This window comes from Mycobacterium sp. TH-M116, from assembly GCF_057473685.1.
This window is the reverse complement of sequence record NZ_JBYCLC010000079.1, coordinates 1-25,626: the sequence shown is the minus strand read 5'-3', so window position 1 is coordinate 25,626 and position 25,626 is coordinate 1. Positions and strand designations below refer to the sequence as shown.

General features: G+C 69.7%; 20 protein-coding genes. 11 read left to right on the top strand and 9 right to left on the bottom strand.

The window, feature by feature from the left end; all coding sequences use genetic code 11:
• Nucleotides 1–202 precede the first annotated feature (202 nt).
• Nucleotides 203–349 carry a copper-binding metallothionein MymT gene (gene mymT, locus AC2VOK_RS03950; RefSeq protein WP_407684854.1) on the bottom strand — a complete coding sequence of 49 codons (147 nt, stop codon included), beginning with the start codon at nt 347–349 and terminating at the stop codon, nt 203–205.
• Nucleotides 350–493: 144 nt separating this feature from the next.
• Between mymT and AC2VOK_RS03945 the strand changes: the two genes are divergently transcribed.
• Nucleotides 494–1,153: an O-methyltransferase gene (locus tag AC2VOK_RS03945; protein ID WP_428899322.1), complete on the top strand. Its 660-nt coding sequence runs from the start codon at nt 494–496 to the stop codon at nt 1,151–1,153.
• Nucleotides 1,154–1,303: 150 nt separating this feature from the next.
• Here AC2VOK_RS03945 and ilvD read toward each other — a convergent pair whose 3' ends face one another.
• Nucleotides 1,304–3,019 carry a dihydroxy-acid dehydratase gene (gene ilvD / locus AC2VOK_RS03940; RefSeq protein WP_428899321.1) on the bottom strand — a complete coding sequence of 572 codons (1,716 nt, stop codon included), beginning with the start codon at nt 3,017–3,019 and terminating at the stop codon, nt 1,304–1,306.
• Nucleotides 3,020–3,146: 127 nt separating this feature from the next.
• On the opposite strand from ilvD, the gene ricR reads away from it, so the two are divergent.
• The 3 genes from ricR to AC2VOK_RS03925 all read left to right on the top strand — a co-directional run bounded on the left by ricR (nt 3,147) and on the right by AC2VOK_RS03925 (nt 5,937).
• Nucleotides 3,147–3,437, top strand: coding sequence for a copper-sensing transcriptional repressor RicR (ricR, locus tag AC2VOK_RS03935; protein WP_428899320.1), 291 nt, complete (start codon nt 3,147–3,149; stop codon nt 3,435–3,437).
• 113 nt (nt 3,438–3,550) lie between these two features.
• Complete coding sequence (locus tag AC2VOK_RS03930; RefSeq protein WP_428899319.1) at nt 3,551–4,795, top strand: MFS transporter; 1,245 nt, start codon at nt 3,551–3,553, stop codon at nt 4,793–4,795.
• Between the two features lie 122 nt (nt 4,796–4,917).
• Nucleotides 4,918–5,937, top strand: a complete 1,020-nt coding sequence (locus tag AC2VOK_RS03925; protein ID WP_428899324.1) for a L,D-transpeptidase — start codon at nt 4,918–4,920, stop codon at nt 5,935–5,937.
• 29 nt (nt 5,938–5,966) lie between these two features.
• Here the strand turns inward: AC2VOK_RS03925 and AC2VOK_RS03920 are convergent, their stop codons facing one another.
• Nucleotides 5,967–7,961, bottom strand: coding sequence for a M13 family metallopeptidase (locus tag AC2VOK_RS03920; protein WP_428899318.1), 1,995 nt, complete (start codon nt 7,959–7,961; stop codon nt 5,967–5,969).
• Nucleotides 7,962–8,003: 42 nt separating this feature from the next.
• Here AC2VOK_RS03920 and AC2VOK_RS03915 point away from each other — a divergent pair, with 42 nt between their 5' ends.
• Together AC2VOK_RS03915 and AC2VOK_RS03910 are read left to right on the top strand one after the other, a co-directional pair.
• The gene (locus AC2VOK_RS03915) at nt 8,004–8,648 is read left to right on the top strand and encodes a hypothetical protein (RefSeq protein ID WP_428899317.1); all 645 of its coding nucleotides are present in this window, start codon (nt 8,004–8,006) and stop codon (nt 8,646–8,648) included.
• 36 nt (nt 8,649–8,684) lie between these two features.
• On the top strand, nt 8,685–9,374 hold the full coding sequence (locus tag AC2VOK_RS03910; protein WP_428899316.1) for a hypothetical protein: 690 nt from the start codon (nt 8,685–8,687) through the stop codon (nt 9,372–9,374).
• A 4-nt stretch (nt 9,375–9,378) separates the two neighbouring features.
• Here the strand turns inward: AC2VOK_RS03910 and AC2VOK_RS03905 are convergent, their stop codons facing one another.
• Both AC2VOK_RS03905 and AC2VOK_RS03900 read right to left on the bottom strand, forming a co-directional pair.
• Nucleotides 9,379–9,906 (bottom strand): XRE family transcriptional regulator, encoded by a 528-nt coding sequence (locus AC2VOK_RS03905; RefSeq protein WP_428899315.1) that lies wholly within the window; start codon nt 9,904–9,906, stop codon nt 9,379–9,381.
• Nucleotides 9,903–12,953 carry an MMPL family transporter gene (locus AC2VOK_RS03900; protein ID WP_428899314.1) on the bottom strand — a complete coding sequence of 1,017 codons (3,051 nt, stop codon included), beginning with the start codon at nt 12,951–12,953 and terminating at the stop codon, nt 9,903–9,905. The genes AC2VOK_RS03905 and AC2VOK_RS03900 overlap by 4 nt, the downstream gene beginning before the upstream one ends.
• A 357-nt stretch (nt 12,954–13,310) precedes the next feature.
• On the opposite strand from AC2VOK_RS03900, the gene AC2VOK_RS03895 reads away from it, so the two are divergent.
• Nucleotides 13,311–13,862 carry a hemophore gene (locus AC2VOK_RS03895; protein WP_428899313.1) on the top strand — a complete coding sequence of 184 codons (552 nt, stop codon included), beginning with the start codon at nt 13,311–13,313 and terminating at the stop codon, nt 13,860–13,862.
• A gap of 10 nt (nt 13,863–13,872) precedes the next feature.
• Here the strand turns inward: AC2VOK_RS03895 and AC2VOK_RS03890 are convergent, their stop codons facing one another.
• Nucleotides 13,873–15,051: a lysylphosphatidylglycerol synthase transmembrane domain-containing protein gene (locus AC2VOK_RS03890; protein ID WP_428899312.1), complete on the bottom strand. Its 1,179-nt coding sequence runs from the start codon at nt 15,049–15,051 to the stop codon at nt 13,873–13,875.
• A gap of 121 nt (nt 15,052–15,172) precedes the next feature.
• Between AC2VOK_RS03890 and AC2VOK_RS03885 the strand changes: the two genes are divergently transcribed.
• Nucleotides 15,173–16,330: an AI-2E family transporter gene (locus tag AC2VOK_RS03885; RefSeq protein ID WP_428899311.1), complete on the top strand. Its 1,158-nt coding sequence runs from the start codon at nt 15,173–15,175 to the stop codon at nt 16,328–16,330.
• A gap of 9 nt (nt 16,331–16,339) precedes the next feature.
• Here AC2VOK_RS03885 and mmpL3 read toward each other — a convergent pair whose 3' ends face one another.
• The 3 genes from mmpL3 to trmB are packed head-to-tail and all read right to left on the bottom strand — an operon-like array spanning nt 16,340 to nt 20,787.
• The gene (gene mmpL3, locus AC2VOK_RS03880; protein ID WP_428899310.1) at nt 16,340–19,204 is read right to left on the bottom strand and encodes a trehalose monomycolate exporter MmpL3; all 2,865 of its coding nucleotides are present in this window, start codon (nt 19,202–19,204) and stop codon (nt 16,340–16,342) included.
• A gap of 49 nt (nt 19,205–19,253) precedes the next feature.
• Complete coding sequence (locus AC2VOK_RS03875) at nt 19,254–19,967, bottom strand: NYN domain-containing protein (RefSeq protein ID WP_428899309.1); 714 nt, start codon at nt 19,965–19,967, stop codon at nt 19,254–19,256.
• Nucleotides 19,968–19,977: 10 nt separating this feature from the next.
• Entirely contained in the window at nt 19,978–20,787 is an 810-nt protein-coding gene (gene trmB / locus AC2VOK_RS03870) for a tRNA (guanosine(46)-N7)-methyltransferase TrmB (RefSeq protein ID WP_428899308.1), read from the bottom strand.
• Nucleotides 20,788–21,083: 296 nt separating this feature from the next.
• Here trmB and AC2VOK_RS03865 point away from each other — a divergent pair, with 296 nt between their 5' ends.
• From AC2VOK_RS03865 to AC2VOK_RS03855, 3 genes are all read left to right on the top strand, one after another.
• Nucleotides 21,084–22,247: a hypothetical protein gene (locus tag AC2VOK_RS03865; RefSeq protein ID WP_428899323.1), complete on the top strand. Its 1,164-nt coding sequence runs from the start codon at nt 21,084–21,086 to the stop codon at nt 22,245–22,247.
• Nucleotides 22,244–23,764 carry a hypothetical protein gene (locus AC2VOK_RS03860; protein WP_428899307.1) on the top strand — a complete coding sequence of 507 codons (1,521 nt, stop codon included), beginning with the start codon at nt 22,244–22,246 and terminating at the stop codon, nt 23,762–23,764. The genes AC2VOK_RS03865 and AC2VOK_RS03860 overlap by 4 nt, the downstream gene beginning before the upstream one ends.
• Before the next feature lie 237 nt (nt 23,765–24,001).
• Nucleotides 24,002–25,626: phosphoenolpyruvate carboxykinase (GTP) (locus AC2VOK_RS03855; RefSeq protein ID WP_428899306.1), on the top strand; the 1,625-nt coding region annotated here is incomplete at its 3' end.

The window sequence follows — 25,626 nt, the reverse complement described above, 5'->3', positions numbered from 1 at the left end:
AGCTGTATCTGACCGCCGACGCCGAAAGGTGCTTGGTTTTCTGGGCTTTCACCGGGTGGAACTCCGACCCCGGCGGCTCGTCGCGCATCTGTCGGGGCGGCCGACCTGCGATTGACCGCGACCGCCGGACTCGCCGACCGCCCGTTCGGGCGGTGACCGGCAGCAGGGCAGGAGCCCGAAGGTAGGACCGGCGGTGCCGGATCTACTTGACGGGCACCAACTCGTCGCCGCAGGTGCAGCGGTAGGCTTGACCGGCACCCGAGCAGTGGCAGGGCCCTTCGATGCGGACGCGGCAGCCGCAGCCCTCGTGGCCACAGGTCAGCAAAGTTCCGGCTTCGTAGCTTGCCATGATGGATCACCCCTTGATGTCGTGAACTTCTCGTGCCGTCCCACTGTATACCCCACGCGGGTATATGGGAACGGTGCCGGCCGAATTTCACGGCGGCCCGTCGGTCGGTGCGGACACGGGCCGCGTCCGGCTAGCGTTGTCGGCATGAGCCCGAAACCCTCGCCCCGCGACGTCGACGAATTCCTCGATACCACAATGCTGGGCGACGACCCGGCCCTGGCGGCGGCAGCGGAGGCCAGCCACGCGGCCGGCCTGCCCCCGATTGCCGTCTCCGCGCAGCAGGGCAAATTCCTCAGCCTGCTGGCCGGGGCGGTCGGCGCCCGGCGGATCCTCGAGATCGGCACCCTGGGCGGATACAGCGCCATCTGGCTGGCCCGGGGGGCCGGCCCCCGCGGGCGGGTGGTCACCCTGGAATACGAGCCGAGGCACGCCGAGATCGCCCGCGCCAATCTGCAGCGCGCCGGGGTCGCTGACCGGGTTGAGGTGGTGGTCGGGGCGGCGCTGGAGACGCTGCCGACGCTCACCGGCGACCCGTTCGACCTGGTGTTCATCGACGCCGACAAAGAGAACAACGTCGCCTACCTGCAGTGGGCGGTCACGCTGGCCCGTCCCGGCGCGGTCATCGTTCTGGACAACGTGATTCGCGAGGGCACGATCCTCGACCCGGCGGCCGCGGACGCGGCGGCGCTGGCGACCCGCCAGGCGCTGCAGCTGATGGGTGATCATCCCCGCCTGGACACCGCGGTGATCCAGACCGTCGGAGCCAAAGACTGGGACGGCTTCGCCGTCGCGCTGGTTCGCTAGACGACGCCAGGGCGAGGAGCGTGGGCGCATCCGCCGCGCGAGACATAAATCAATGCGATTCCCACCGGCGTGTCGTCGCAACGGTTTACGTGTCGCGGAACCAGGGGAGGGCCGGGAGAACCGGGCCGGCGGTGATCGACGGCGCGCGGCCTAACCGCAGACCGCGCCGCCGGCCGCCGACCCGACCAGCTTGACGTATTTGGCGAGCACACCGGAGGTGTACCGCGGCGCCGGCGGTGTGACGCTGTCGCGCCGCGCGGCGAACTCGTCCGGATCGGCCAGCACGTCGAGGGTGCGGGCGCCGGCGTCGAGCCGGATCCGGTCGCCGTCGCGCAGCAGGGCGATCGGCCCGCCGTCGAGGGCCTCCGGAGCGATGTGCCCCACGCAGAAACCGGTGGTGCCGCCGGAGAACCGGCCGTCGGTGAGCAGCAGCACGTCCTTGCCCAGCCCGGCGCCCTTGATCGCGCCTGTGATGGCGAGCATCTCACGCATGCCCGGCCCGCCCTTCGGGCCTTCGTAGCGGATCACCACGGCGTCGCCCTTGGCGACGGTGCCGTCCTCGAGGGCGTCCAGCGCGGCCCGCTCGCCGTCGAAAACCCTTGCGGTGCCCTCGAACACGTCAGATTCCAGGCCGGCGGTCTTGACCACCGCGCCGTCGGGGGCCAGCGACCCGCGCAGGATCGTGATCCCGCCGGTCGGGTGCATGGGATTGTCCAGCACGCGCAGCACCTTGCCGTCGGGGTCCGGCGGGGCGATGGCGGCCAGGTTCTCGGCAACGGTGTGACCGGTCACCGTCAGGCAGTCACCGTGCAGCAGACCCGCGTCCAGCAGGGCTTTCATCACCACCGGAACGCCGCCGATGTGGTCGACGTCGGACATGACGTGCCGGCCGAAGGGCTTGACGTCGGCCAGGTGCGGGACCTTCGACCCGATCCGGTTGAAGTCGTCGAGGCTCAGCGCCACGTCGGCCTCGTGGGCGATCGCCAGCAGGTGCAGCACAGCGTTGGTCGAGCCGCCGAACGCCATCACCACCGCGATCGCGTTCTCGAACGCCTCCCGGGTGAGGATGTCGCGGGCGGTGATCCCGCGCCGCAACAGGCCGACGACGGCCTCGCCGCTGCGGCGGGCGTAGCCGTCGCGGCGGCGATCGGTGGCCGGCGGGGCCGCGCTGCCCGGCAGCGACATGCCCAGCGCCTCGCCGGCACAAGCCATGGTGTTCGCGGTGTACATGCCGCCGCAGGCGCCCTCGCCGGGGCAGATCGCGCGCTCGATGGTTTCGACGTCCTCACGTGGCATCAGCCCGCGGATGCAGGCGCCCACCGCCTCGAAGGCGTCGATGATCGTGACCTCGCGTTCGCTGCCGTCGGAGAGCTTGGCCATCCCCGGCAGGATGGTGCCGGCGTAGAGGAACACCGACGCCAGGTCCAGGCGCGCCGCGGCCATCAGCATCCCGGGCAGCGACTTGTCGCAGCCGGCCAGCAGCACCGAGCCGTCGAGCCGCTCGGCCTGCATCACGGTTTCGACGCTGTCGGCGATCAGCTCGCGCGACGGCAGCGAGAAGTGCATGCCCTCATGCCCCATCGAGATGCCGTCGGACACCGAGATGGTGCCGAATTCCAGCGGGTAGCCGCCCGCGGCGAACACCCCCTCCTTGACCGCCACGGCGAGGCGCTCCAGGGACAGGTTGCAGGGCGTGATCTCGTTCCAGGACGAGGCGACCCCGATCTGAGGCTTGGCGAAATCCTCGTCGCCCATGCCGACGGCCCGCAACATGCCACGTGCGGCGGTCTTTTCGAGGCCATCGGTGACGTCGCGACTCCGTGGTTTGATGTCCGTGACGGGCGTCGAATCGGTTGGTGTTGCCATCGTGCAAGTATGCGCGAGCCCGCGACGCCGCACATGTGCGGGTCATACCCCACCGGGGTACGAGGTAGAATTCGGGGCCGTGGGGCCGCCCCACGGCAGGCGTGCAGTGGCAGGGGAGAGAAAACCGATGACGACCGCACACGGGTACTCGCAGCAAAAGGACAATTACGCCAAGCGGCTGCGGCGTATCGAGGGGCAGGTGCGCGGCATCGCCCGCATGATCGAGGACGACAAGTACTGCATCGACGTCCTCACCCAGATCAGCGCGGTCAGCAGCGCCCTGCGTTCGGTGGCCCTGAACCTGCTCGACGAGCACCTCAACCACTGCGTGACCCGCGCCGTGGCCGAGGGCGACAATGACGCCGAGGACAAACTGGCCGAGGCGTCGGCCGCCATCGCGCGTTTGGTGCGTTCCTGATGACGCAGGCGTGTTGAAGCCCAAAGGCGGGGGAACCCGTCGATGCGGTGCGTACCGTAGGGGCAGCGTGATCTCGCAAGCATCTCGCCCGAGAAGTCGCGCGCCCCGAAGCGATGACTGCCATGACTGCCGAAACCGCCACCGTTGCCGCGCGAACGTGGACGCCACGGGTTGCCGCGCAGCTCGCTGTGCTGGCCGCGGCGGCCTTCACCTACGTCACCGCAGAGCTTCTGCCCGTCGGTGCACTGCCGGCGATCGCGCGCAACCTCCACGTCAGCCTCGTCGCGGTGGGAACCCTGCTGACCTGGTACGCCTTGGTCGCCGCGCTGACAACGGTCCCGCTGGTGCGCTGGACGGCGCACCAGCCGCGTCGGCGCGCGCTGCTGTTCAGCCTGACCTGCCTGACCGCCTCGCAGGTCATCTCGGCGCTGGCGCCCAACTTTGCCGTGCTGGCCGCCGGCCGGGTGCTCTGTGCGCTCACCCACGGCTTGCTGTGGTCGGTGATCGCCCCGATCGCGACCCGGTTGGTGCCCCCCAGCCACGCCGGGCGGGCGACCACGTCGATCTACGTCGGGACCAGCCTCGCGCTGGTCGTCGGTAGCCCGCTGACAGCCGCCCTGAGCCTGATGTGGGGCTGGCGCCTGGCGGTCGTGTGCATCACCGTCGCGGCGGCCGTCGTCACGGTGGCGGCCCGGCTCGTGCTGCCCGAGATGGTGCTCAGCGAGGGCCAGCTGGCCCACGTGGGCCGCCGGTCGCGGCACCACCGCAACGGAGCGCTGATCGTGGTGAGTTTGCTGGCGATGGTCGCGGTCACCGGCCACTTCGTGTCCTACACGTTCATCGTGGTGATCATCCGCAACGTCGTCGGCGTGCACGGGCCCAACCTGGCCTGGCTGCTGGCGGCCTACGGCGTCGCGGGCCTGCTGGTGATGCCGCTGGTGGCGCGCCCGCTGGACCGCCGGCCCCGGGGCGCCATCATCTGCTGCATGGCGGGATTGACGGCCGCGTTCGCGGTGCTGACGGCGCTGGCGTTCGGCGGCCGGCTCAACGGTGTGACCGTGCTGATCGGGACCGGCGCGATCGTGCTGTGGGGAGCCATGGCGACCGCCGTGTCGCCGATGATGCAGGCCGCGGCGATGCGCAACGGGTCCGACGACCCCGACGGCGCGTCGGGCCTGTATGTGACGGCCTTCCAGGTGGGCATCATGGCGGGGTCGCTGGCCGGCGGGCTCTTGTACGAGCGGAGCATCGCCCTGATGCTGGCCGCCTCGGCGGGCCTGATGGGTGTCGCACTGGTCGGCGCGGCCGCCAACAGGAATAAGCTGCACGTCGTACCGACAAGCTCACGTGATTCATAAATCTGCACGTCAAAGTTCTGTTTGAGGTCGTTTTGCGGCGCTACGGCGGCCGCGCAAAAGGTAGCTGGTCACCGCGCTGTGCCACACTGTGTCCAGAAGGTGACGTGACGGGAGGGATCGACATGTCGCGCTGGACGAGGGCCCGCAGTCGCGGGAGCCTCATGTTCGCTCGGAGCGCGGCCGGGGTGGCCGCGGGTGTGGCGCTGCTGCTGGTGCTGACCGCGGGTTCCGCCGTGGCGGACCCGGAACCGACCCCTGGTGATCCCGGGCTGGTCGCCGGGCCCCTGGATCCGCCCGCCCCGCCCGCCCCGCTGCCGTGGGGCGTGCCCCCCGCTGATCCGCTGCCCGGGCCGCTGGCGCCGGGGCCCGTGGCGCAGCCGACCGCAGTGGGCCCGATGGCCGGGCAGAACCCGGCACCGTTCACCGGTGCCGCGCCGTTCGGCACGCCCAGGTTCGTCCCGGTGACCGGGTCGACGGTCGGGGTCGCCCAGCCGATCATCATCAATTTCCCCGGCCGCGTCGACGACGCCGGTGCCGCCGTGGACGCGGTGCACGTGTCGTCGATTCCGGCGGTGCCCGGCAAGTTCTACTGGATGACCCCGACGCAGCTGCGTTGGCGGCCGCTGAGCTTCTGGCCCGCACACACCCTGGTGACCATCGACGCGGGCGGCACCGTCTCGAACTTCATGACCGGCGACACGCTGCTGGCGACGGCCGACGACGCCACGCACCAGCTGACCGTCACCCGCAACGGCGTGGTGGAGAAGACCTTCCCGATGTCGATGGGGATGGCGGCCGGAGGCCACCAGACCCCCAACGGCACGTACTACGTCCAGGACAAAAAGGCCTCGGTGGTGATGGACTCCTCGACGTACGGGGTGCCCGTCAACTCCGCCTATGGCTACAAGGTGACTGTGGCGGACGCGGTCCGCTTCGACAACGTCGGTGACTACGTGCACAGCGCGCCGTGGTCGGTGAACGACCAGGGCAAGCGCGACGTCAGTCACGGCTGCATCAACCTCAGTCCCGCCAACGCGAAATGGTTCTACGACAATTTCGGCGCGGGCGACCCGATCATCGTGAAGAACTCCACCGGTGGCGGCTACAAGAAGAACGACGGCTCTGCCGACTGGATGAACTAGCACCCTCGCGCGGGATTGGCGTGCCGGGCTCAGTTCCAGATGCGGACCCGGCGCACCGGCTCCAGGAACAGCGCGTCGCCCTCGGCGACCCCGAAAGCCTCGTAGAACGAGTCGATGTTGCGCACGACGCCGTTGCAGCGGAATTCCGGGGGTGAGTGCGGGTCGACGGCCAGCCGCCGGATCGCTTCGGCGTCACGGGCTTTGGTCCGCCACACCTGGGCCCAGCCGTAGAAGACCCGCTGCACCCCGGTGAGTCCGTCGATGACCGGGGCGGGCTGCCCGCCCAGCGACAGCTCGTAGGCCAGCAGCGCGATGGACAGCCCGCCCAGGTCGCCGATGTTCTCCCCGACCGTGAAGGCGCCTTGAACGTGGGGCGGCCCTTGGTGGTGGGTCAGCGCCCGCGGCGTGTACGCGTCATACTGCTCGATCAAAGCCTTGGTGCGGACCGCGAACTCGGTGCGGTCCTCGTCGGTCCACCAGTCGACCAGGTTGCCGTCGCCGTCGTACTTGGCGCCCTGGTCGTCGAAACCGTGGCCGATCTCGTGGCCGATCACCGCACCGATCCCGCCGTAGTTGGCCGCGTCGTCGGCTTCGGCGTCGAAGAACGGCGGCTGCAGAATCGCTGCGGGGAAGACGATCTCGTTCATCCCCGGGTTGTAGTAGGCGTTGACGGTCTGCGGCGTCATGAACCATTCGTCGTGGTCGACCGGCCCGCCGAGCTTGGACAGCTCGCGGTCGTGGCCGACGGCGTACCCGCGCCGGTAGTTGCCGTACAGGTCGTCGCGGTCGATCACCAGCGTGGAGTAGTCACGCCACTTCGTGGGGTAGCCGACCTTGGCGGTGAACTTGTCCAGCTTGGCCAGCGCGCGCTCCCGGGTCCGCGGCGTCATCCACTCCAGGTCGTTGATGGACAGGCGGTAGGCAGCCTGCAGGTTCTCCACCAGCGCGTCGATGCGGGACTTGGCGCCGGGCGGGAAATGCCTTTGTACGTAGAGCTTTCCGACGGCATCGCCCATCAGGCTCTCCACCAGCGACACGCCCCGCTTCCAGCGGTCGCGGATCTGCTCGGCGCCGGTCAGCAGCCGTCCGTAGAAGTCGAAGTCGGCGGCGACGACGACATCGGTCAACCAGGCGGCGCGGGCCCGGATCACCCGCCAGCGCGCCCAGCGCTTCCAGTCCTCGAAGTCCTCGCTTCCCCACAATGCGGCGAAGGCGGTGAGGTAGTCAGGTTGGCGCACAACGACTTCGGCGACGGCATCGGGCGCGCCACCCAGCGCGGTGACCCAGCCGTCCCAGTCGAAGCCCGCCCCCTGCTCCTGCACCTCGGCGAACGTGCGCAGGTTGTAGGTGAGCTCGGCGTCGCGGCGTTTGACCACATCCCAGTGCGCGGCGGCCATTTTGGTCTCCAACGCCACGATGCGGGCCGCGGACTCGGCGTGGCTCTCGGGGTCGCCGCCGAACACCAGCGCGAACATCCGCGCAATGTGCCGCGGATAGGCGGCCAGAACCTCGGCGTGCGTCTCGTCGCGGAAGTACGACTCATCGGGCAACCCGATGCCCGACTGGGTGAGGTGCACCAGGTAGCGGGTCGAGTTCTTGGAGTCGGTGTCCACATACAACGCGACGCCGCCGCCCACCCCGGTGCGCTGCAGGGCGCCCAGCACCGCGGCCAGCGCGGCCGGACTCGCGGCCCCGTCGACGGCCGCCAACTCCTCGAGCAGCGGCTGCAGGCCTCGGCGTTCGACGGCCTGCGCGTCGAGGAAGCTCGCGTAGAGGTCGCCGATGCGCTGCTGGTCGGTGCCCGCGTCCGCACCCCCGGCGCTGGCCTCGACGATCAGGTCGCGCACCTGCTCCTCGGCGCGGTCGAACAGCTGGCGGAACGCGCCGTCGGTCGCCCGGTCGGCGGGTATGGCGTATTCGGCCAGCCACCGGCCGTTGACATGCCCGAACAGGTCGTCCTGGGCGCGGGTGCTGCGGTCGACATGGCTCAGGTCGATGCCCGAGCGGATGGCCTCAACTGTCACCCTGCCATCCTTCCATCTGCGCGGGGGTGCGACGATCGGGCCATGTCCGACGGCGAGCAATCCGAGTCACCGGCGCGCGAAGAGCCCGACGACTCCGCCCCGCCGGAGATCGGGCCCGCCGGCGACCGGATTTTCTCCCTTTACGGTGTGGCCTCGGCCGTTCTCGGTGTGCTCGCGGTGGCCGCCGTCGTGCTGGGTGGTCTCGTCTGGTCGGGCCATCGCGACGCGGTCGCCGAGCGCACCTACCTGACCCGCGTCATGCAGACCGCCGCCGACTGGGCGGGCGTGCTGATCAACATGAACAGCGGCAACATCGACACCAGCCTGCAGCGGCTGCACGACGGGACGGTCGGGGAACTCAGTGCCGAGTTCGACGCGGCGGTGCATCCCTACCGTCAGGTGGTGGAGAAGCTGCAGTCGCGCAGCAGCGGCCGCATCGAGGCGGTGGCGATCGACGCGCTGCACCGCAACCTGGACACGCAGCCCGGCGGCGCGACGCCCCCCAGGTCCCTCGTGACGACGAAGTTGCCGCCGTTCGCCAGCCGCACGGACTCGGTGCTGCTGGTCGCGACGTCGGTCAGCGAGAACGCCGGCGCCAAGCCGCAGACGGTGCACTGGAATCTACGGCTCGACGTCTCCGAGGTGGACGGCAAGCTGATGATCTCCAAGCTGGGGTCGATCCGATGAGACTGGGTTCGATCCGATGAGACTGGGTTCGATCCGATGAGAAATGTCTGGCGGCTGGCGGCCTTCGACATCGCGGCCCCGACGGCCGCGATCGCCGCGCTGCTGGCGATCGGGGTGGTGCTCGACTGGCCGCTGTGGTGGGTCTCGGCATGCTCGGCGCTGGTGTTGCTGATCGTGGAGGGCGTGGCGATCAACGCCTGGCTGCTGCGCCGCGACTCGGTCAGCGTCGGCACCGACGACCAGGCCCCGGGGCTGCGGCTGGCGGTCGTCTTCCTGTGCACGGCCGCGCTGGCGGCGGCGGTGCTGACCGGATATACGCACTGGACGAGGGCCGACCGCGCCTTCGACCGGGACTCGCGCGCGGTGGTGCAGACCGCCACCGGGATGGCGGAGGCGATGGCGTCGTTCACCCCGGGAGCGCCGGCGGATTCCATCGATCGGGCTGCGGCGATGACGGTGCCGGAACGGGCGGGGGCGTTCAGGGAGCAGTACACCAAGTCCAGCGCCGAACTCGCCCGAGAGAACGTCACGGCGCAGGCCACCGCGCTGGCGGCCGGCGTCGAGGTCATCGGACCGGCGGTGGCCAGTGTGGCCGTGATCCTGCGGGTGACGCAGAGCGCTCCCGGTCAGCCGCCCAGCCGCGCGGCACCGGCGTTGCGGGTGGGACTGGTCAAGCGGGGAGGCGTGTGGCTGGTGTCCGACGTGGTGCCGGTCAACTCCCGCTGAGGGATCAGTTGGATTGCGCGGCGCGCGGGGAATTGACCTTGACGAACCGGTCCGACAACCGGCGCATCCGGATCATCAGCGAGGCCGACGGGCTGGTGCGGCCGTCGAGGTAGGTGAGCAGGTCGTTCGGGTCCACTCCGATGCGGGAGGCGAACTCGTGTTCGCCCAGACCCGACCGGTCGATCAGCACGCGCACATGGCGGGCCACTTCGGCGCGTTCGTCGGCTTCCAGATGCGTGCGGGCCCGTTCCAGCACCTCCCACAGGGCCCTGGAGATGCCGGTGATCCCATACGGCCGTGTGGCCCCGAGTACTTCTTCGACCTGGCGGGCAGTCCGCCCGTACGGGTCGCGCTTGAGGGCCGCGGCGATCCGTTTCCAGGTCGCGATGTCCCCGCCCTGCAACGCCGAACGGACGGCGGCGGTCGACCAGAATTCGACCAGCTGGTCGGGGTCGGGCAGGGGTTCGCCGTCGGACCGGGGTTCGCCGTCGGGCGACGGCGACGCGGATCGCCGGTCGGATGTCAACGTCACCTCGCCTCCTCCAGCATGGCTACGGCCACCGACAGGCAGCGCTGCCTGACGTCGTCCCAGTCCGCCGCGGCGTCCGGTCCGGACCACTGCTCTGCGGTGAAGTCGCAAGGATGTGGATCTGCGAGACGACGGACCAATTGGGTGGCTATCCAATCCCGCCCCGATGACTGACAACAGTAGTACTCGTCCATTGCGCCCAGAACCAGCGCGGCGGTTTCGGGTTCCACCGTGCCGACCATATCCGCGAATTCGGCGTAGTCGCGGCTGGTGTTACGGCACATGATCAGGTAGCCCTTGAGGCGCAGCGCCTCGGCACCGGTCGGGACCAGCAGGCGATCCCCGCTGGGCAGCTGTACGTTGGCGGTTTCCACCGGGCTGCGCCGCTCGAAGTTCGCCTCCTCGCCGGTGTCCCCGCTGGTTTGCAGCGCATCGATGGCGACCGACAGCCGACCCCGCCACAGCGTGATCGGATGCACCGGACGGTCGCTCCCGGAGATCGCGCGGGTGATGCCGTTGCGGGGGCGCCCTCCGGCCGGCTTCGCGGCGCCGTTGCCGCTGCCGTTGCCGTTGCCGTTGCGGGCTGGGGCCGGGCCCGCCGCGATTAGCGCACGGTCCCCGTCGATGTCGACGTGGTGGGGGATCTGGCCGGGGCCCGGCCCCCGGTCCCGCGCGGCGTCCGTCTTGGCGCCGGTCTTGGCGCCGGTCGTGGCGATGTTGCGGGCGCAGCCGGTGAAGGCCAGCGGGTCGGCCACGCAGATCGCGTCGGGAGCCAGGTGCTTGAGCTTCGCGGCCGACTTGAGCACCACTCGCAGGTCGGCGCCGGGGGCGACCAACGCCGAGATGTCGTCGGGGATGACCACGACGTCGCCGAGGTCGACCTCGGGAAGCGGCCGGTCGAAGTCGACCGACGGCAGTACGCGCGACAGCCAGGGCGGGATCCACCAGTTCCACTGCGCGAACATCGCCATCAGCGCCGGTACCAGGACCAGCCGCACGACGGTGGCGTCGACCGCGATCGCGACCGCGCATGCGACGCCGATCTCGGCGACCAGCGGCATGCCGGCGAACGCGAACCCGATGAACACCGCGATCATGATCAGGGCGGCGCTGGTGATGGTGCGGGCGCTGGTGCTCACCCCGCACGCGACGGCATCGCGGGTGTTGCCGGTGTGCAGGAAGCGTTCCCGGATGCGGGTGAGCAGGAAGATCTCGTAGTCCATCGACAGCCCGAACGTCATCGCGAGCACCAGCGGGGGCACGGTGCTGTCGATCGAATTGAGCCGGGGGAAACCGAGATCGGCCAGCCATCCCCACTGGAACACCATGACCAGGCTGCCGTAGGCGGCCGCCACCGACAGCAGCGTCATCACCACGCCCTTGAGCGCCAGGAACACCGAATGGATGGACAGCAGCAGCATCACGAACGCGATGAGAGCGACGAACACCAGCACCAGCGGCTCGGTCTGCGACACCCGGTCGTCGAAGTCTTTGATCAGCGCGGTCGGCCCGCCGACGTCCACCCGTACGGTTCCCGCGACGGGCACCTTGGGTAGCTGCGCGCGCAGCCAGCCGACGGTCTTGCGGGCGCTCAGCTCGTCGGGGTCGACCGACAGCACCGCCGAGAGCAGGGCACTGCCGTTGTCGTCGGCGAATCGCGGAGGTGAGACCGAGGTGACGTCGGGGGCCTGCGCCATTCGCTGACGGACCGCGGCGAGCAGCTCGCTGTGGTCGGGTGAGGCCGCATCACCGTCGGGGAACGTGACGAGCACCTGGATCGGCCCGAGCGCGCCGGGGCCCAGCGCCTGCGCCGCGGCGGCCACCCCGGCGCGGATCTCGTGGGAGGAGTCGAATTGGCGCAGCAGGCTGTTGCCGAGGACCATCGACGCGGCGGGCACCGCCATGACGAGCAGCACGGCCGAGGCCGCCAGCGCCGAGATCCACGGCCGGTGCATCACCCCGCCGATCCAACGGGTCCAGAACCGGGACTCGGTGCAGTCCGGCTGGCGTGACCAGCGCAGCAGCGTGGACCTCCGGGCCGCCGCGCGGCCGAACGTCGCCAGCACCGCCGGTGTCAGCGTGGTCGATGTCAGCATCGCCATCGCGACGGCCAGGACCGCCCCGGTGGCCATCGACTTCAGCGCCGGGGTGTTGATCAGGTAGATGGCGGTCATGGAGGCGATGACGGTCAGCCCGGACAACACCACGGCCAGCCCGGATGTGGCCATCGAGGCGTCGACGGCTTCGCGGGGCTGACGGCCGGAGCGCAGCTCCTCGCGGTAGCGCATCAGGATGAACAGCGAATAGTCGACGGCCAGCGCGATGCCGAACATCGACACGGTCGGTGCCGCGAACACCGACATGGTGGTGTACGTGGACAGCAGGTAGACCAGGCCCATGGTGACCACGACGGTGCAGACGCCGACGGCGAGCGGGATCGCCGCGGCGGCCAGGGAGCCGAACACCGCCAGCAGCACGATCAGGATGATCGGCAGGTTCCAGCGTTCCGCGGCCGCGATGTCGTGCTTGGTGTTGGCCGCCGCGGCCGCGCTCAGCGCACCCTGGCCGATGACGTACAGGCGCACCCGGCCGTCGGCGGTCCGGCCCGAGTGGTCGCCGTTGACGCCCACCCTGGTGCGCAGCTGTTTGGCGACGTCGCTGGTGCCGGAATTGCGGGCGTCCAGCCGCAGCGACAGCACGTACGGCCGGTCGGGCTGCGGTGGCCGCTGCCCGGGGCTGGGCGCCTCGGTGACGCCGGGGAACTGGGTGACGATGCGTCTGAGCTCCGCCACCGCGTCGCTCATGTCCTGATAGCTGGCGTCCGGGCGCGGCGCCGCCACCAGCGCCAGCGACGACGCCCCCAGATCGCGGTATTGGTCCTGCAGTTGATCGTGGACCAGCAGCGACTGCGAGCCGGCCACTTCGAAACCGCCGCCGGTGAGATTGCCCGACTGAGTCAGCGCCACGTACACCGCCGGCACCAGCGCCAGCAGCCAGCCCGCGAACACAAACCAGCGCCATCTGCGAAGGTTGCGGCTGACGCGCATCATGTACTGCTGGATCTCGGGCTCCCCGGTTTCTTCTCGCGCAACGCGTGCAGGCGAGGATACCGCAGACGCCTGTGTAGGTGTCTGGCTGATTCGGTTGCTGAGCTGCGATGACACCGATGTTGCCAAGACGCGGCCAAGTCGTTGTGCATCGGTGACCCTGCGAGGGCGAGTTCCGTCCCGAGCGGGATGTCGGTCACACGCGGTGGCAGCCATACCGCCCGGCTGGCAGGATGGCCGATGGCCGCGTGGGAGGACAGGGTGACCCCGCGAAACACAGGGCCGTTGACCGCAGCCGATCTGACGGTTCGGCCCCTGGGGGACACCGGCCGCGTCGGCGCGAGCAAGGAGGATTTTTCGATGACCACAGGCCCCGTGACCACAGGCCCCGTGACCACAGGCCCCGTGACCGCGCGCAGCCGACTCCGCAGAGTACCGGGAGGGTTGCTCGCGACCCTGGCGGCCGGCGTAGTCGCCGGCGCCGCAGTGGCGGCCGGGCCGCCCGCGAGCGGGGCCAAGGACCCGTGCTCGGCCAGCGAGGTCGCCCGGACGGCGGGTTCGGTCGTGAAGTCGATGGGCGACTACCTGGATGCGCACCCCGAGGCCAACCAGACGATGACCACGTTGCTGCAGGAACAGTCCGGGCCGCAGTCGCTCGGGTCGCTGAAGACTTATTTCGAGGCCAATCCCAAGGTCGCCGCCGACATGCAGAAGATCTCCGAGCCGCTGACGGGCTTGTCGCTGCAGTGCAAGCTTCCGGTCAGTCTTCCTCAGGTCATGGGCTTGATGCAGCAGATGCAGGGTGGCGGCGGCCTTTCCGGCCGCCCGGGCGCGCCCGGCGCGCTGCCGGTCGGCGGGACGACCGGCGCCGACCCGCTGTCGGGCGCGCCGCGGGGAAACACCGTCGGCTAACTACCGTCCGCTAACTACCGTCCGCCGGGTCGTGATCGGGCGGCGGCAGGGGGCCCTGCAGGGCGTTCCCCGTCGGATCGGCCGGCGATTGCTCCCGGGACGGCGACCCGGCGGCCGGGGCGGCATCCTCGCCGTCGGGGACGCCGGAGTCATCGGCGTTCTCGGTGCGGAACATGAAGAAGAACACCACCCAGCCGACGGCGGCGATCAGCAACCAGCTGATGAGCCGGTAGATCAGCATCGCCGAGATGGCGCTGGGCAACGACATGCCACTGGACACCAGGCCCGGCACCAGGACCGCCTCGACGACCAGCAGCCCGCCGGGCATCAGAGGTATCGTGCCGACCGCGCGGGCGGCCGCGTAGGCGACCGTCAACCCGGCGACCGACGCGTGGTCGCCGGCCGCGTACGCGGCGAAACCCAGGCAGGCGACGTCGGCGATCCAGTTGAACAGCGACCAACTGAACGCGATGGCCAGGTCGCGCCGACCGAGGCTCACCGACTCGAGCTGCATCAGCGTCTCGCGCCACCTGTCCAGGCCGGTGTCTGCCGGCCTGCCGCGCACGGAGTTGACCCATGACAACACCCGGCAACCGATGCCGTCGATCAGTTCCGGGCGCGACGCCACCGCCTGGGCGAGCAGCAGTAATGCGACGAACCCCCCGAGGGTGAACAGCAACGAGAACGGGTTGTTCTTCGCACCCAGGAAGAACGCACCGCCCAGGCCCAGCAGTGCCAGGCCCACCGCCTGCAGCACCCCGGACATCACCAGCTGCCATGACGCGACCACCGTCGAGGCGCCCCAGGCCCGTTGCTGGCGCAGCAGGAACGTGGCCGACAGCACCGGCCCGCCGGGCAGCGTGGTGCTCAGCGAATTGGCGGCGTAGAAAGCGGCTTCCGACCGCAACTGCTTGACGTGGACCCCAGCGGATTTCAGCAGCGTCCGCTGGATCTGCGCGAAGCTGTGCATCGACGCCGCCGCCGCCACCACCGACGCCAGCAGCCACCACCAGTTGGCCTCGTAGACGCTGACCCAGCCCTTGGTCAGATGGTCCCAGCCCAACGACACCTCGACGGTGAGTACGGTCCCGACGATGCCGAGAATGACCCACCGCAGCCACCAGTACTTGCCCCGCGAGGTCTCTTCGCGGGGCAGGTCGAGCTTGCGGGCGGGCGCGTCGTGAGACACGTGCTTTAGGGTAACGGTGCAGTTGGCGCGGCCGTCGTGACGCGGCGCCGACCGTGTCGGCGTCGTAACCGGATCGTGCTGGCCGCGAGGGCCTGCCGACGTACACCGATAAGCTGGCGCAATGTCGGGAAACGTCGACAAGCCCTCTGACGACTCCGCGGTCGAGCCCCTGGTCCGTAAGACCGCGGCCTGGGCGTGGCGTTTGCTGGTCATCCTCGCCGCGCTGGTCGCCCTCGCCTGGGTCCTCAAGAAGCTGGAGATCATCGTCGTCCCGGTGTTGCTGGCGCTGATGCTGAGCGCGCTGCTGGTGCCGGCGGTCGACTGGATGGACGGGCGTGGCCTGCCCCGCGGCGGGGCGGTGGCGCTGGTCCTGCTCGGCGGTGTCGCGACCCTGGGCGGCATCCTGGCGTTCGTCATCACCCAGTTCATCGACGGCCTTCCCGGCCTCACCGACCAGGTCACCCAGAGCATCGACTCCGCCCGTCGGTGGCTCATCCAGGGGCCGCCGCACCTGAGCGGTGACCAGATCGACAGCGCGGGCAACGCCGCGATCGAGGCTCTGCGCAACAATCAGGCGAAATTGACCAGCGGGGCGCTGTCCACTGCGGCGACCATCACCGAAGTGGTCACCGCGGCGGTGCTGGTCCTTTTCACCCTGATCTTTTTCCTGTACGGCGGGCGCAACATCTGGCACTACGTGGCCAAGCTCATTCCCGCCCATTCCCGCGACCGGGTGCTGCAGGCGGGCCGGGCCGGGTACGGCTCGCTGATCGGGTACGTGCGGGCCACGTTCCTGGTGGCGCTGACCGATGCCGCCGGAGTGGGCACCGGCCTGGCCATCATGGGGATACCGCTGGCCCTGCCCCTGGCCTCGCTGGTGTTCCTGGGTGCCTTCATCCCGCTGGTCGGTGCGGTGATCGCCGGTTTCCTGGCCGTGATGGTCGCTCTGCTGGCCAAGGGATTCCTCTACGCGCTCATCACGCTGGGTGTGCTGGTGGTGGTGAACCAGATCGAAGCCCATCTGCTGCAGCCGCTGGTGATGGGGCGGGCGGTCTCGATTCACCCGCTCGGGGTGGTGCTGGCCATCTCCACCGGCGGTGTCCTTGCCGGGATCGTCGGCGCCCTGTTGGCCGTGCCGACCGTCGCGTTCCTCAACAACGCGCTACAGGTGTTGTTCGCCGCCGATCCCGAAGTCGAGGCCGCACGGCAGACCGACGACGGTGTCGGGGCGATCGTGCAGGCAGCACCCGACGACCTCTCGGACGCCGGCGGGGAGTGAGCCCCGACGCTACAACCGGCCCTCGCGTCGCAGCAGATCCTGGGCGCTGAGCGCGCCACCGATGCGACGGCGCTGGGGCGCGTTGTCGCTCGCGTCCTTCTGTCCGGGCTGCTGCCCGTGGGCGTTGAGCTTCTCCGTGGCGGTCTCGGAGTCGTCGGCATCCGACCGCGTGATCGGCAGGGCCTTCGTCGGTTCGCCGGGTTGCGCCCGTTCGGGGGCATCGGCCTTGTCGTTGTCGCTCGTCGGGAGGGGTATGGCCCGGGTCTGACCGCTGGACGGCGGCGGGGTCGGAGGTGAGGGTGGCCGGGGCGGGGCGGGCTGACCCGGGCTGCGGGGGTCCGCCGACTTTTCGCGGCCGGGTGGCTTCTGACCGCCGGATGCGGAGCCCGCATTCTTGTCGTCGCCCGGTGTCCGGGTGGTCGTGGCGTTGCCGTCCGGGCGGGTCGGGACGGATGCACTGCCGGACGGGCGGGGCCGTACCGGTTCGGGCGCCACCGGGTGGGTGGGGTCGTGCGGTGCACGCGGGGCGGCGGCGACCAGAGCCCTCGCCGAGACCGGGGGCCGGGCGGGCCGGCCGTTGATCGTGGGCCGCTTGCGCTCGTCGGGCAGGTCGATCTCGCCTAGGCCGATGCGGTTCTGCAGGCGACGGGCCCAGCGCGGCGCCCACCAGCAGTCGTCGCCGAGCAGTTTCATCACCGACGGCACGAGGAACATGCGCACCACGGTCGCGTCCAGCAGCAGCGCCGCCATCAGCCCGAAGGCGAGATACTTCATCATCACGAGGTCGGAGAACACAAACGATCCGGCGACCACGGCGAGCACCAGCGCGGCCGCCGTGATCAGACGCCCGGTGGTGGCGGTCCCGATCCGGATGGCCTCCGCGGTGGACATACCGCGCTCACGGGCCTCGACCATCCTGGACACCAGGAACACCTCGTAGTCGGTGGCCAGGCCATAGCCGACGGCCACGACCAGCGCGATGATCACCACCATCAGCGGTGTCGGCGTGAAGTTCAGCCACGTCGAGAAGTGCCCGTCGACGAAGATCCACGTCAGGATGCCCAGGGTGGAGCCGATCGTCAGCACGCTCATCACCGCCGCCTTGATCGGCAGCACGAACGACCCGAACGCCAGGAACATCAACAGCATGGTGCTGGTGATCAGGACGACCGCCATCAGCGGAGCCTTGTCCACCAGGCTGTGGATCGAATCCTGAATCAGTGCCGGGGTGCCGCCGACCAACAATTCGATGCCGTTGGGCGGTGTGATGCTGCGCAGCTCACCGATCTTGGCCGCCGCGCTGTCGGGGTTGACGAGTCCGTTCTGCAGCACCCGAACCGAGGGATCCTTCGATGCACCCGGCGCGTAGCCGCGCTCCTGCCACATCTTCGTCGGGTCGTTGTCAGGGTCGATGAAGCCGCTGACCGCCATGGCCCTGCTGCGCACCTGTGCGACCTGGGCGTCGGTAACGGGCCGGTGGTTGGTCGACCGGATCACCAGCGTGAGTGGATCGGTCCGGTACCCGGGAAAGAGCTTGTCGAAATGTTCCTGCGCCAGACGCACCGGGTTGTCCGGCGGCAGGTATTTCTCGCTGATAGCGCCGAATGACAGGTTGCCCAACGGGATGACCAGCAGGATCATGCCGACAGCGATCGGGATGGCGAACGCCAGCGGCCGCTTCATCACCCGGGTGACGAGCTTGCCCCAGAATCCGGCCTCGACCTCTTCGCGGGTCTTGGTCTTCTGCAGCCGGTCGGCGAGCCAGTTCAGGTAGGCCCGCGAATACTTCCAATTACGCAGGAAGGGCACCCGGAACGCGGTCCGCACCCCCAGCGCGTCGACGTGGCGACCGAGAATTCCCAGGCACGCCGGCAGGAACGAGATCGACAGCAGCGCCGCGAGCCCCACCGCGGCGAAGATCGCAAAGGTCATCGATTTCACGAAACCTTGCGGCAGCACCAGGAGGCTGGCTGTCGAGACCATGATCAGTGCCGCGGAGAACGCCACGGTGCGCCCGGCGGTCATGACGGTGCGTCGCACGGCGGCCTCGGTGTCGTAGCCTTCGGCGATCTCCTCCCGGAACCGGCTCACCACGAAGAGGCCGTAGTCGATGGCGATACCGAAGCCGATCAGCGAGATCACCATGAGGGCGAAGGAGTGCACTGGGCCGAAGATGGCGAGAAACCGCATGATGCCCAGCGCGCCGGCGATGGTCAGCCCGCCCACGATGGCCGGCAGGCCGGCGGCGACCGCGCCGCCGAACACCAGGAACAGCACCACCGCCACCGCCGGTACCCCGAGATATTCCAACTTCTTCAGGTCGCTGGCGATCGTGCCGGTCAAGGCGTTGGCAATCGGCTCCAGTCCGGCGAGCTGGACGGTGCCGCCGTCGAGCTTCTGCAGGGCCGGGGCGATGTCCTTGTAGTTGTCGAGGATGGTGTCGTCGTTGTCACCCTTGAGCGGGATCGACACGAACGTGTATTTTTTGTCGTCGGTGGCCATGCCCTTGACGACGGGATTGGTGGTGTCGGGTGCCCGCAGGTAACCTGCCCAACCCAGTACCTGCTGGGAGTGGTCCTTCTGGAACGCGTTGAGCTCGTCGGTGATCTTCTTCGACCACGCCGGGTCGTTGACGGTTTTGCCCTCGGGTGCCTTGAAGATGGCGACGATGTGGCCGCTGCGGTCCCGGCCGTAGACGTCGTCGCCGATGACCGAGGCCTTCACCGACTGGCTGCCCTCGTCGTAGTAGCCGCTCGACGTGAGGTGCTTACCCAGACTGATCGCGAAAATGCCGCCGAGCAGGCACAGAGCTACCGTGACCCCGATAACGATGTACCGGTAGCGGTACACAGTTCGACCCCACCAGGCGAACACGCAAGCTCCTTACTGGATCGGTACCGACCCGCGCATAGATTTCCCAGTGTCACACACGGGTGGTCAACAGCGCTGACAGCGGCCGGAAAGGCTGCAGCCACGCCCCCTGATCGGGCAGCGAATCCAGGCCGATCCGCGGCAACGGTTCCCTGAAGACACCGGCGATGTCCTCCAGGTCGACAAAATCCAAGGTATCCGACGCTAGCGCCCAACTCGCATGTTCGCGAAATCCGAGCACCTGGACCGGCACTCCCGTGTGTGCGATCTCCTCCAGCGGTACACGGAACGCCTGACCGTCGGCCGACGCCACGACCAGCCCCGCGAGCCCTTCGGTGCGCCGCCGGTCGATGTGGGCGAGCATGTCGCGATCGACGTCGCTGTCCTCGTCGATTTTCGGCTTGGCGAAGACCGCGAACCCCACGTTGCGCAGGGCATCGACCCAGGGCCGGACCACGTCGGCGCTGCCCGGCGCGATGTTGGTGAAGACGGTGGCCTCGGGTTCGACGACGGCGCCGGGACGGCCGGCGCTGATCTCGGCCGTCCGCGCCAGCAGCCAACGGCCCAGCGCGTCGAAGCGGGGACGCTCCAGGGCGGTGGGCCGGCGGCCCAGTATGGAGCCCAGGCCCATGTCGAGATTGGGCGCGTCCCACACCAGCAGGACCCGCCCGCCCCACGGCTGTACGCCCGAGAGGCCGCCGCCTGCGATGGCCCCCGGGGAGTCCAGAGGTTCGGATGTTGCTGGGGTTTCTTCTGCGAGGCTCATGTTCGTTTCCTCATCCTGGCCGCACCCAGACCAACTCGGTCACGGCGCTGCCCGCGTCGTGGGCCTTCGTCTCGTACTTGGTGGTGGGGCGGGCGACCGAGATCGGCAGCGGGGCGTCGGGATCCACTCGGCGCAGCCGCGGTTCGCCGTCGCCGGCCTGCGCGATGTGCTCGGCATAACCGGGATGGTCCGTCGCCGCGTGCAGGACACCGCCGGGGAGTAGCCGGTCGGCGATCATGCCAATCGTGACGGGCTGCAGGAAGCGGCGCTTGTGGTGCCGGGCCTTCGGCCACGGATCCGGGAAGAACACGCGGACGCCGATCAGCGAGCCGGGGGTGATCAGGCGTTGCAACACGTCGATCCCGTTGCCGCGGATCATCCGGATGTTGCCCACCTGGTCTCGGTCGACCGCGACCAGCAGCTGGGCCAGACCCCGCCGGTAGACCTCGACCGCGATCACGTCCACGCCCGGCTCATCCTTGGCCATCGCCAGCGTCGACGACCCGCTGCCGCAGCCGATCTCGAGCACCACCGGTGCGACGCGGCCGAACCAGGCTCGGGTGTCCAGCGGCTCGCCGGCTCGCGATTCCCGGTCACCCAGCGACAGTCCGAGCTCGGGCCAGCGGCGTTCCCAGGTGTCGCGCTGGGCCCCGGACAGCGCGGAGCGCCGCGAGCGGAAACTCGTGGCCGGGAGGCGCTGATCGTGACCGTCCACGGGCGGGTCCGCTGTGGACGTCATGTCCGGTGCGCTCGCATCCACCGGTGTGTCGGGACGAAACCCCACGCCGGGCTGCGCATGCATCTGTTCATGGTGGCCCATCAATGTCCGATGTAGCCGGCCCTGGTCCGGATTGATACCCAACGGTTGCCTTCGGCTGGTAACAGATAAACAGTGGCTCGCGTCTCCCTCATCCAGATGCCACCATTCGGTGGAACCGCACAGCGGCGACGCGGGCCGAGGCAGGCCGCCGCGGTGGGCCGGGAGTCGACCCGACCACCGGCAGGGCGGCTCACGCTCCCGGCCTCAGAAACGACCTTACAGCGGTCGACGACGGCGCCGGGCCGGTCGAGTCCGGCGCCGGTCAGGCGGGCGTGCCGACCGGATTGGGGCAGGACATGAAGCGGCAGGGCCACCGGATTTTCGTCGACGAGCTGACGCGGTTCGCCGCCGGGCACGCCGACCCCCGCGTGACGGCGATCGCCGAGCGCACCGCCGCACCGCTGCGTGTGGCGGTCCGTGGGCGCCGCGGGGCGGGTCGCGGCACGGTGGCGCGCGGGCTGCAGGCGGCGGGCGAGCAGGCCACCGCAGGGCCGGCGGTGGCCTGCGAGGTCCTCTCGGCAGGCGGGGTGGAGCCCGGCGTCGAGGTGATCGTCCACGTCGTCACCGAGGTGATCAAACCCGAGGACGCCGAGGCGATTGCCCGCTCCCGACAGCCGGTTCTGGTGGTGCTGAACAAGGCCGACCTGGTCGGCTCTCTGTCGGGACGTACCGGTGACGGACCGATCGTGGCAGCGCGCATCCGGGCCGCCGACCTTTCGGCGCTGGTCGGGGTCCCCGTCGAGCCGATGATCGGGTCGTTGGCCGTCACGGCGTGCGGCGGCCTGGATGGTGGCCTGTGGGCCGCGCTGCGGATGCTGGCCGACCATCCCGACCATCCCGACCATCCCGACCATCCCGACCATCCCGACCATCCCGGCCACGTGGACCTCTTCGATCTCTCCTGCGACGGGTTCCTGACGGCGCGGTCGACGGTTCCCGCCGACGTGCGGCTGCGCCTGCTGGAGACGCTGCACCTGTTCGGCACCGCGATCGCGGTGGCCGCGGTGCGCCAGGGCAGGACACAGGCCCAGGTGCGGGTCCTGCTGCGGCGGATGAGCTGCGTCGATGCCGTCCTCGACGCGCTGTCCGCGGTCGGTGCCGAAGCACGCTACCGGCGCGTGCTCGACGCCGTCGCCGAACTGGAGGCCCTCGCCGTCGGCGACGAGCGGATCGGCGGCTTCCTCAGCCGCGACGACACCGTAGTGGCGCGGATGGCGGCCGCGCTGGATGTGGCGGAGGCGGCCGGGCTCGAGGTTGACACCCCCTCCGCTGACGGCCGCCACACCGACGGGGCCGCACACCTGCCCCGGGCCGTGCGGTGGCAGCGCTACAGCGTCGGCAGGATGGGCCCCGTCAGCGAACTGCACCGCGCCTGCGGCGCGGACATCGCCAGGGGTTCGCTGCGGTTGTGGTCGCAGGCCTGCGGTTCGTTGCCGCACCAGTGGGGGCACGCGTGGTGAGCGACGATGGCGGCGACGCGGCTGCCCGGGTGGACGTCCGAATCGCGGAGGTCGCGCCGCGGCTGGGTCCGCCCACCGTCGTCCGCCGCGACGTGGTGGTGGTCGCCGGGCCCTGGTTGGCCGGCGTGAGCGCGATCGCCGAGGTGCTGCGCGAGCGGCTGCCGCAGCACACGTTCGTCGAGTCGACGGACCTGGGCCCCGGTGACGCGCCCGGCGCGGTGGTGTTCGTCGTCTCGGCGGCCGCCCCGCTGACCCCGTCCGACTGCGCGCTGCTGGACGCCGCGGCCGGCAGCACCGACGTGGTGGTGGGGGTCGTGTCCAAGATTGACGTCCACCACGCCTGGCGCGACGTGATCGAGGCCAACCGCGAGACGCTGGCCGGGCACGCGCCGCGCTACGCCCGGGTGCCGTGGGTGGGCGCGGCGGCCCTGCCCGACCTCGGTGAGCCCAGGGTGGACGAGGTGGTCGAGTGCGTCGCTGCCCGGCTCGCCGATCCCGACATCGCGCGGCGCAACCGGTTACGGGCGTGGGAGGCGCGGCTGCAGCATGCCGCGCAACGATTCGACCGTGAGGCCGACGGGCCCGGGCGCCGGGCCAGGGTCGATGCGTTGCGCGACGAGCGCAGCACCGCGTTGCGGGAGCGGCGACAGGCGAGATCCGAGCGGACCATCGCGCTGCGCGGCCAGATCCAGCAGGCGCGGGTCCAGTTGTCCCACTTCGCGCGCAACCGTTGCTCGTCGGTGCGCAGCGAGTTGCAGGAGGACGCCGCGAACTTGTCGCGCCGGGACATGCCGGGCTTCGAGGCCCAGGCCCGTGCCCGGGCGGACGAGGTGGTCGCCGAGGTCGGCGAGGGCACCGCCACCCACCTGGCGGACGTGTCCCAGGCGGTGGGCGTGCCGGTGGACCTGCCGTTCTCGACGGCGGATCCGGGGGCCGGCTCGGGGGTGCCGCCTTCGGTCGACGCCGGCGCCCCAACCCTGAGGTCGCGAAGGCAGGAGACCTGGCTGATGACCCTGCTGGGCGCCGGATTCGGGTTGGGGGTGGCGCTGACCCTGAGCCGGCTGGTGTCGGGTCTGGCTCCGCGGCCGAATGCCGCGGTGGAGTTCGCCGGTGCCGCGGCCTGCGTGGCGGTCGGACTGGCTGTCACGTTCGCGGTGGTCAACCTGCGTGGCCTGCTGCACGACCGCGCGGTGCTGGACCGCTGGGCCGGCGACCTGACGGCGTCGCTGCGTTCGGTGGTGGAGGAGCTGGTCGCGACGCGGGTGCTGGCCGCCGAGGCGGCGCTGAGCACCGCGCTGGTCGCCCGCGAGGAGGCCGAGAACGCTCAGTTCAGCCGGCGGGTCAGCGCCATCGACACCGAGCTGCGCGAGCACGCCGTCGCCGCGGCGCGTGCGGCCGCGGTGCGGGACGAGGAGATGCCGGCGCTCACCGCCGCGCTCGAGATCGTGCGTGAGGAACTGGACGAACCGGGTATACGCCCACCCGAGAGCCGTGCCACGGATGCCGACACCGGCTGACCGTCCTCGAGGAGCGCACATGGCAGGAATTGCCGACTTTCGGCACTGTTTTCTGAATCGTTGTTGTGAGCAGGCTTATACCTGCCCGAGCCTCACTCGACAAGTTGCTCACGATAACCTGTAGTCAACGCCACCTTGTCAATCGTTGTGTGGGCGTGGCTATGAGTACTGACCAGGACAGGGAGTACTCACCAGGACAGGCGCCCGTAAGCACACAGGAGAATTCAGGAGAGTTCGATGACCTCAGCGACCATTCCCGGTCTGGATACCGCACCGACGAAGCATCAGGGTCTGCTGTCGTGGGTCCAGGAGGTCGCCGAGCTGACCGAGCCCGACCGGGTGATGTTCGCCGACGGTTCTGACGAGGAGTGGCAACGGCTGGCCGAGCAGCTCGTCGAGGCCGGCACCTTCAAGCGGGTGAACGAGAAGAACTTCCCCAATTCGTTCTTGGCGCTGTCCGACCCCGCCGACGTGGCGCGCGTGGAGTCCCGGACGTTCATCTGCTCGGAGCGCGAGGAGGACGCGGGTCCGACGAACAACTGGATGGACCCGGCCGAGATGCGGGCCACCATGACCGACCTGTACCGCGGGTGCATGCGGGGCCGCACGATGTGGGTGGTGCCGTTCTGCATGGGTCCGCTGGGCGCCGAGGACCCCAAGCTGGGTGTGGAGATCACCGATTCCGAGTACGTCGTCGTCTCGATGAAGGTGATGACCCGGATGGGCAAGGCGGCTTTGGAGAAGATCGGCGACGACGGCTTCTTCGTCAAGGCGCTGCATTCCGTGGGAGCTCCGCTGGAGCCGGGCCAGCAGGACGTGCCGTGGCCGTGCAGCGACACCAAGTACATCACCCAGTTCCCGGAGACCCGGGAGATCTGGAGCTACGGGTCGGGCTACGGCGGCAACGCGCTGCTGGGCAAGAAGTGTTACGCGCTGCGGATCGCGTCGGTGATGGCCCGCGACGAGGGCTGGCTGGCCGAACACATGCTGATCCTCAAGCTGATCTCCCCGGAGGACAAGGCGTACTACATCGCGGCGGCGTTCCCGTCGGCGTGCGGCAAGACCAACCTGGCCATGCTGCAGCCGACCGTCCCGGGCTGGCGCGCCGAGACGCTCGGCGACGACATCGCCTGGATGCGGTTCGGCAAGGACGGCCGACTGTACGCGGTCAACCCCGAGGCCGGGTTCTTCGGCGTGGCGCCGGGGACTAACTGGAAGTCCAACCCGAACGCCATGCGGACCATCGCCGCGGGCAACACGGTGTTCACCAATGTGGCACTCGACGACGACGGCGACGTGTGGTGGGAGGACCTGGAGGGCGAGCCGCCGCACCTCATCGACTGGAAGGGCAACGACTGGTACTTCCGGGAGAGTGAAACCACCGCGGCGCATCCGAATTCGCGCTACTGCACCCCGATGTCGCAGTGCCCGATCCTGGCGCCCGAGTGGGACGACCCGCAGGGCGTGCCGATCTCGGCGATCCTGTTCGGTGCGCGCCGCAAGACGACCGTTCCGCTGGTGACGCAGGCCCGCGACTGGCAGCACGGCGTGTTCATGGGCGCCACGATGGGGTCTGAACGCACCGCCGCCGCCGAGGGCGCGGTGGGCACCGTGCGGCGGGACCCGATGGCGATGCTGCCCTTCATGGGCTACCACGTCGGCGACTACTTCCAGCATTGGATCGACATCGGCAAGAACTCCGACGAGTCAAAGCTGCCCAAGGTGTTCTTCGTCAACTGGTTCCGCCGCGGCGAAGGAGGCAAGTTCTTATGGCCCGGGTTCGGGGAGAACAGCCGGGTGCTCAAGTGGATCGTCGACCGCATCGAGCACAAAGCCGGCGGCCAGGACAGCCCGATCGGGAT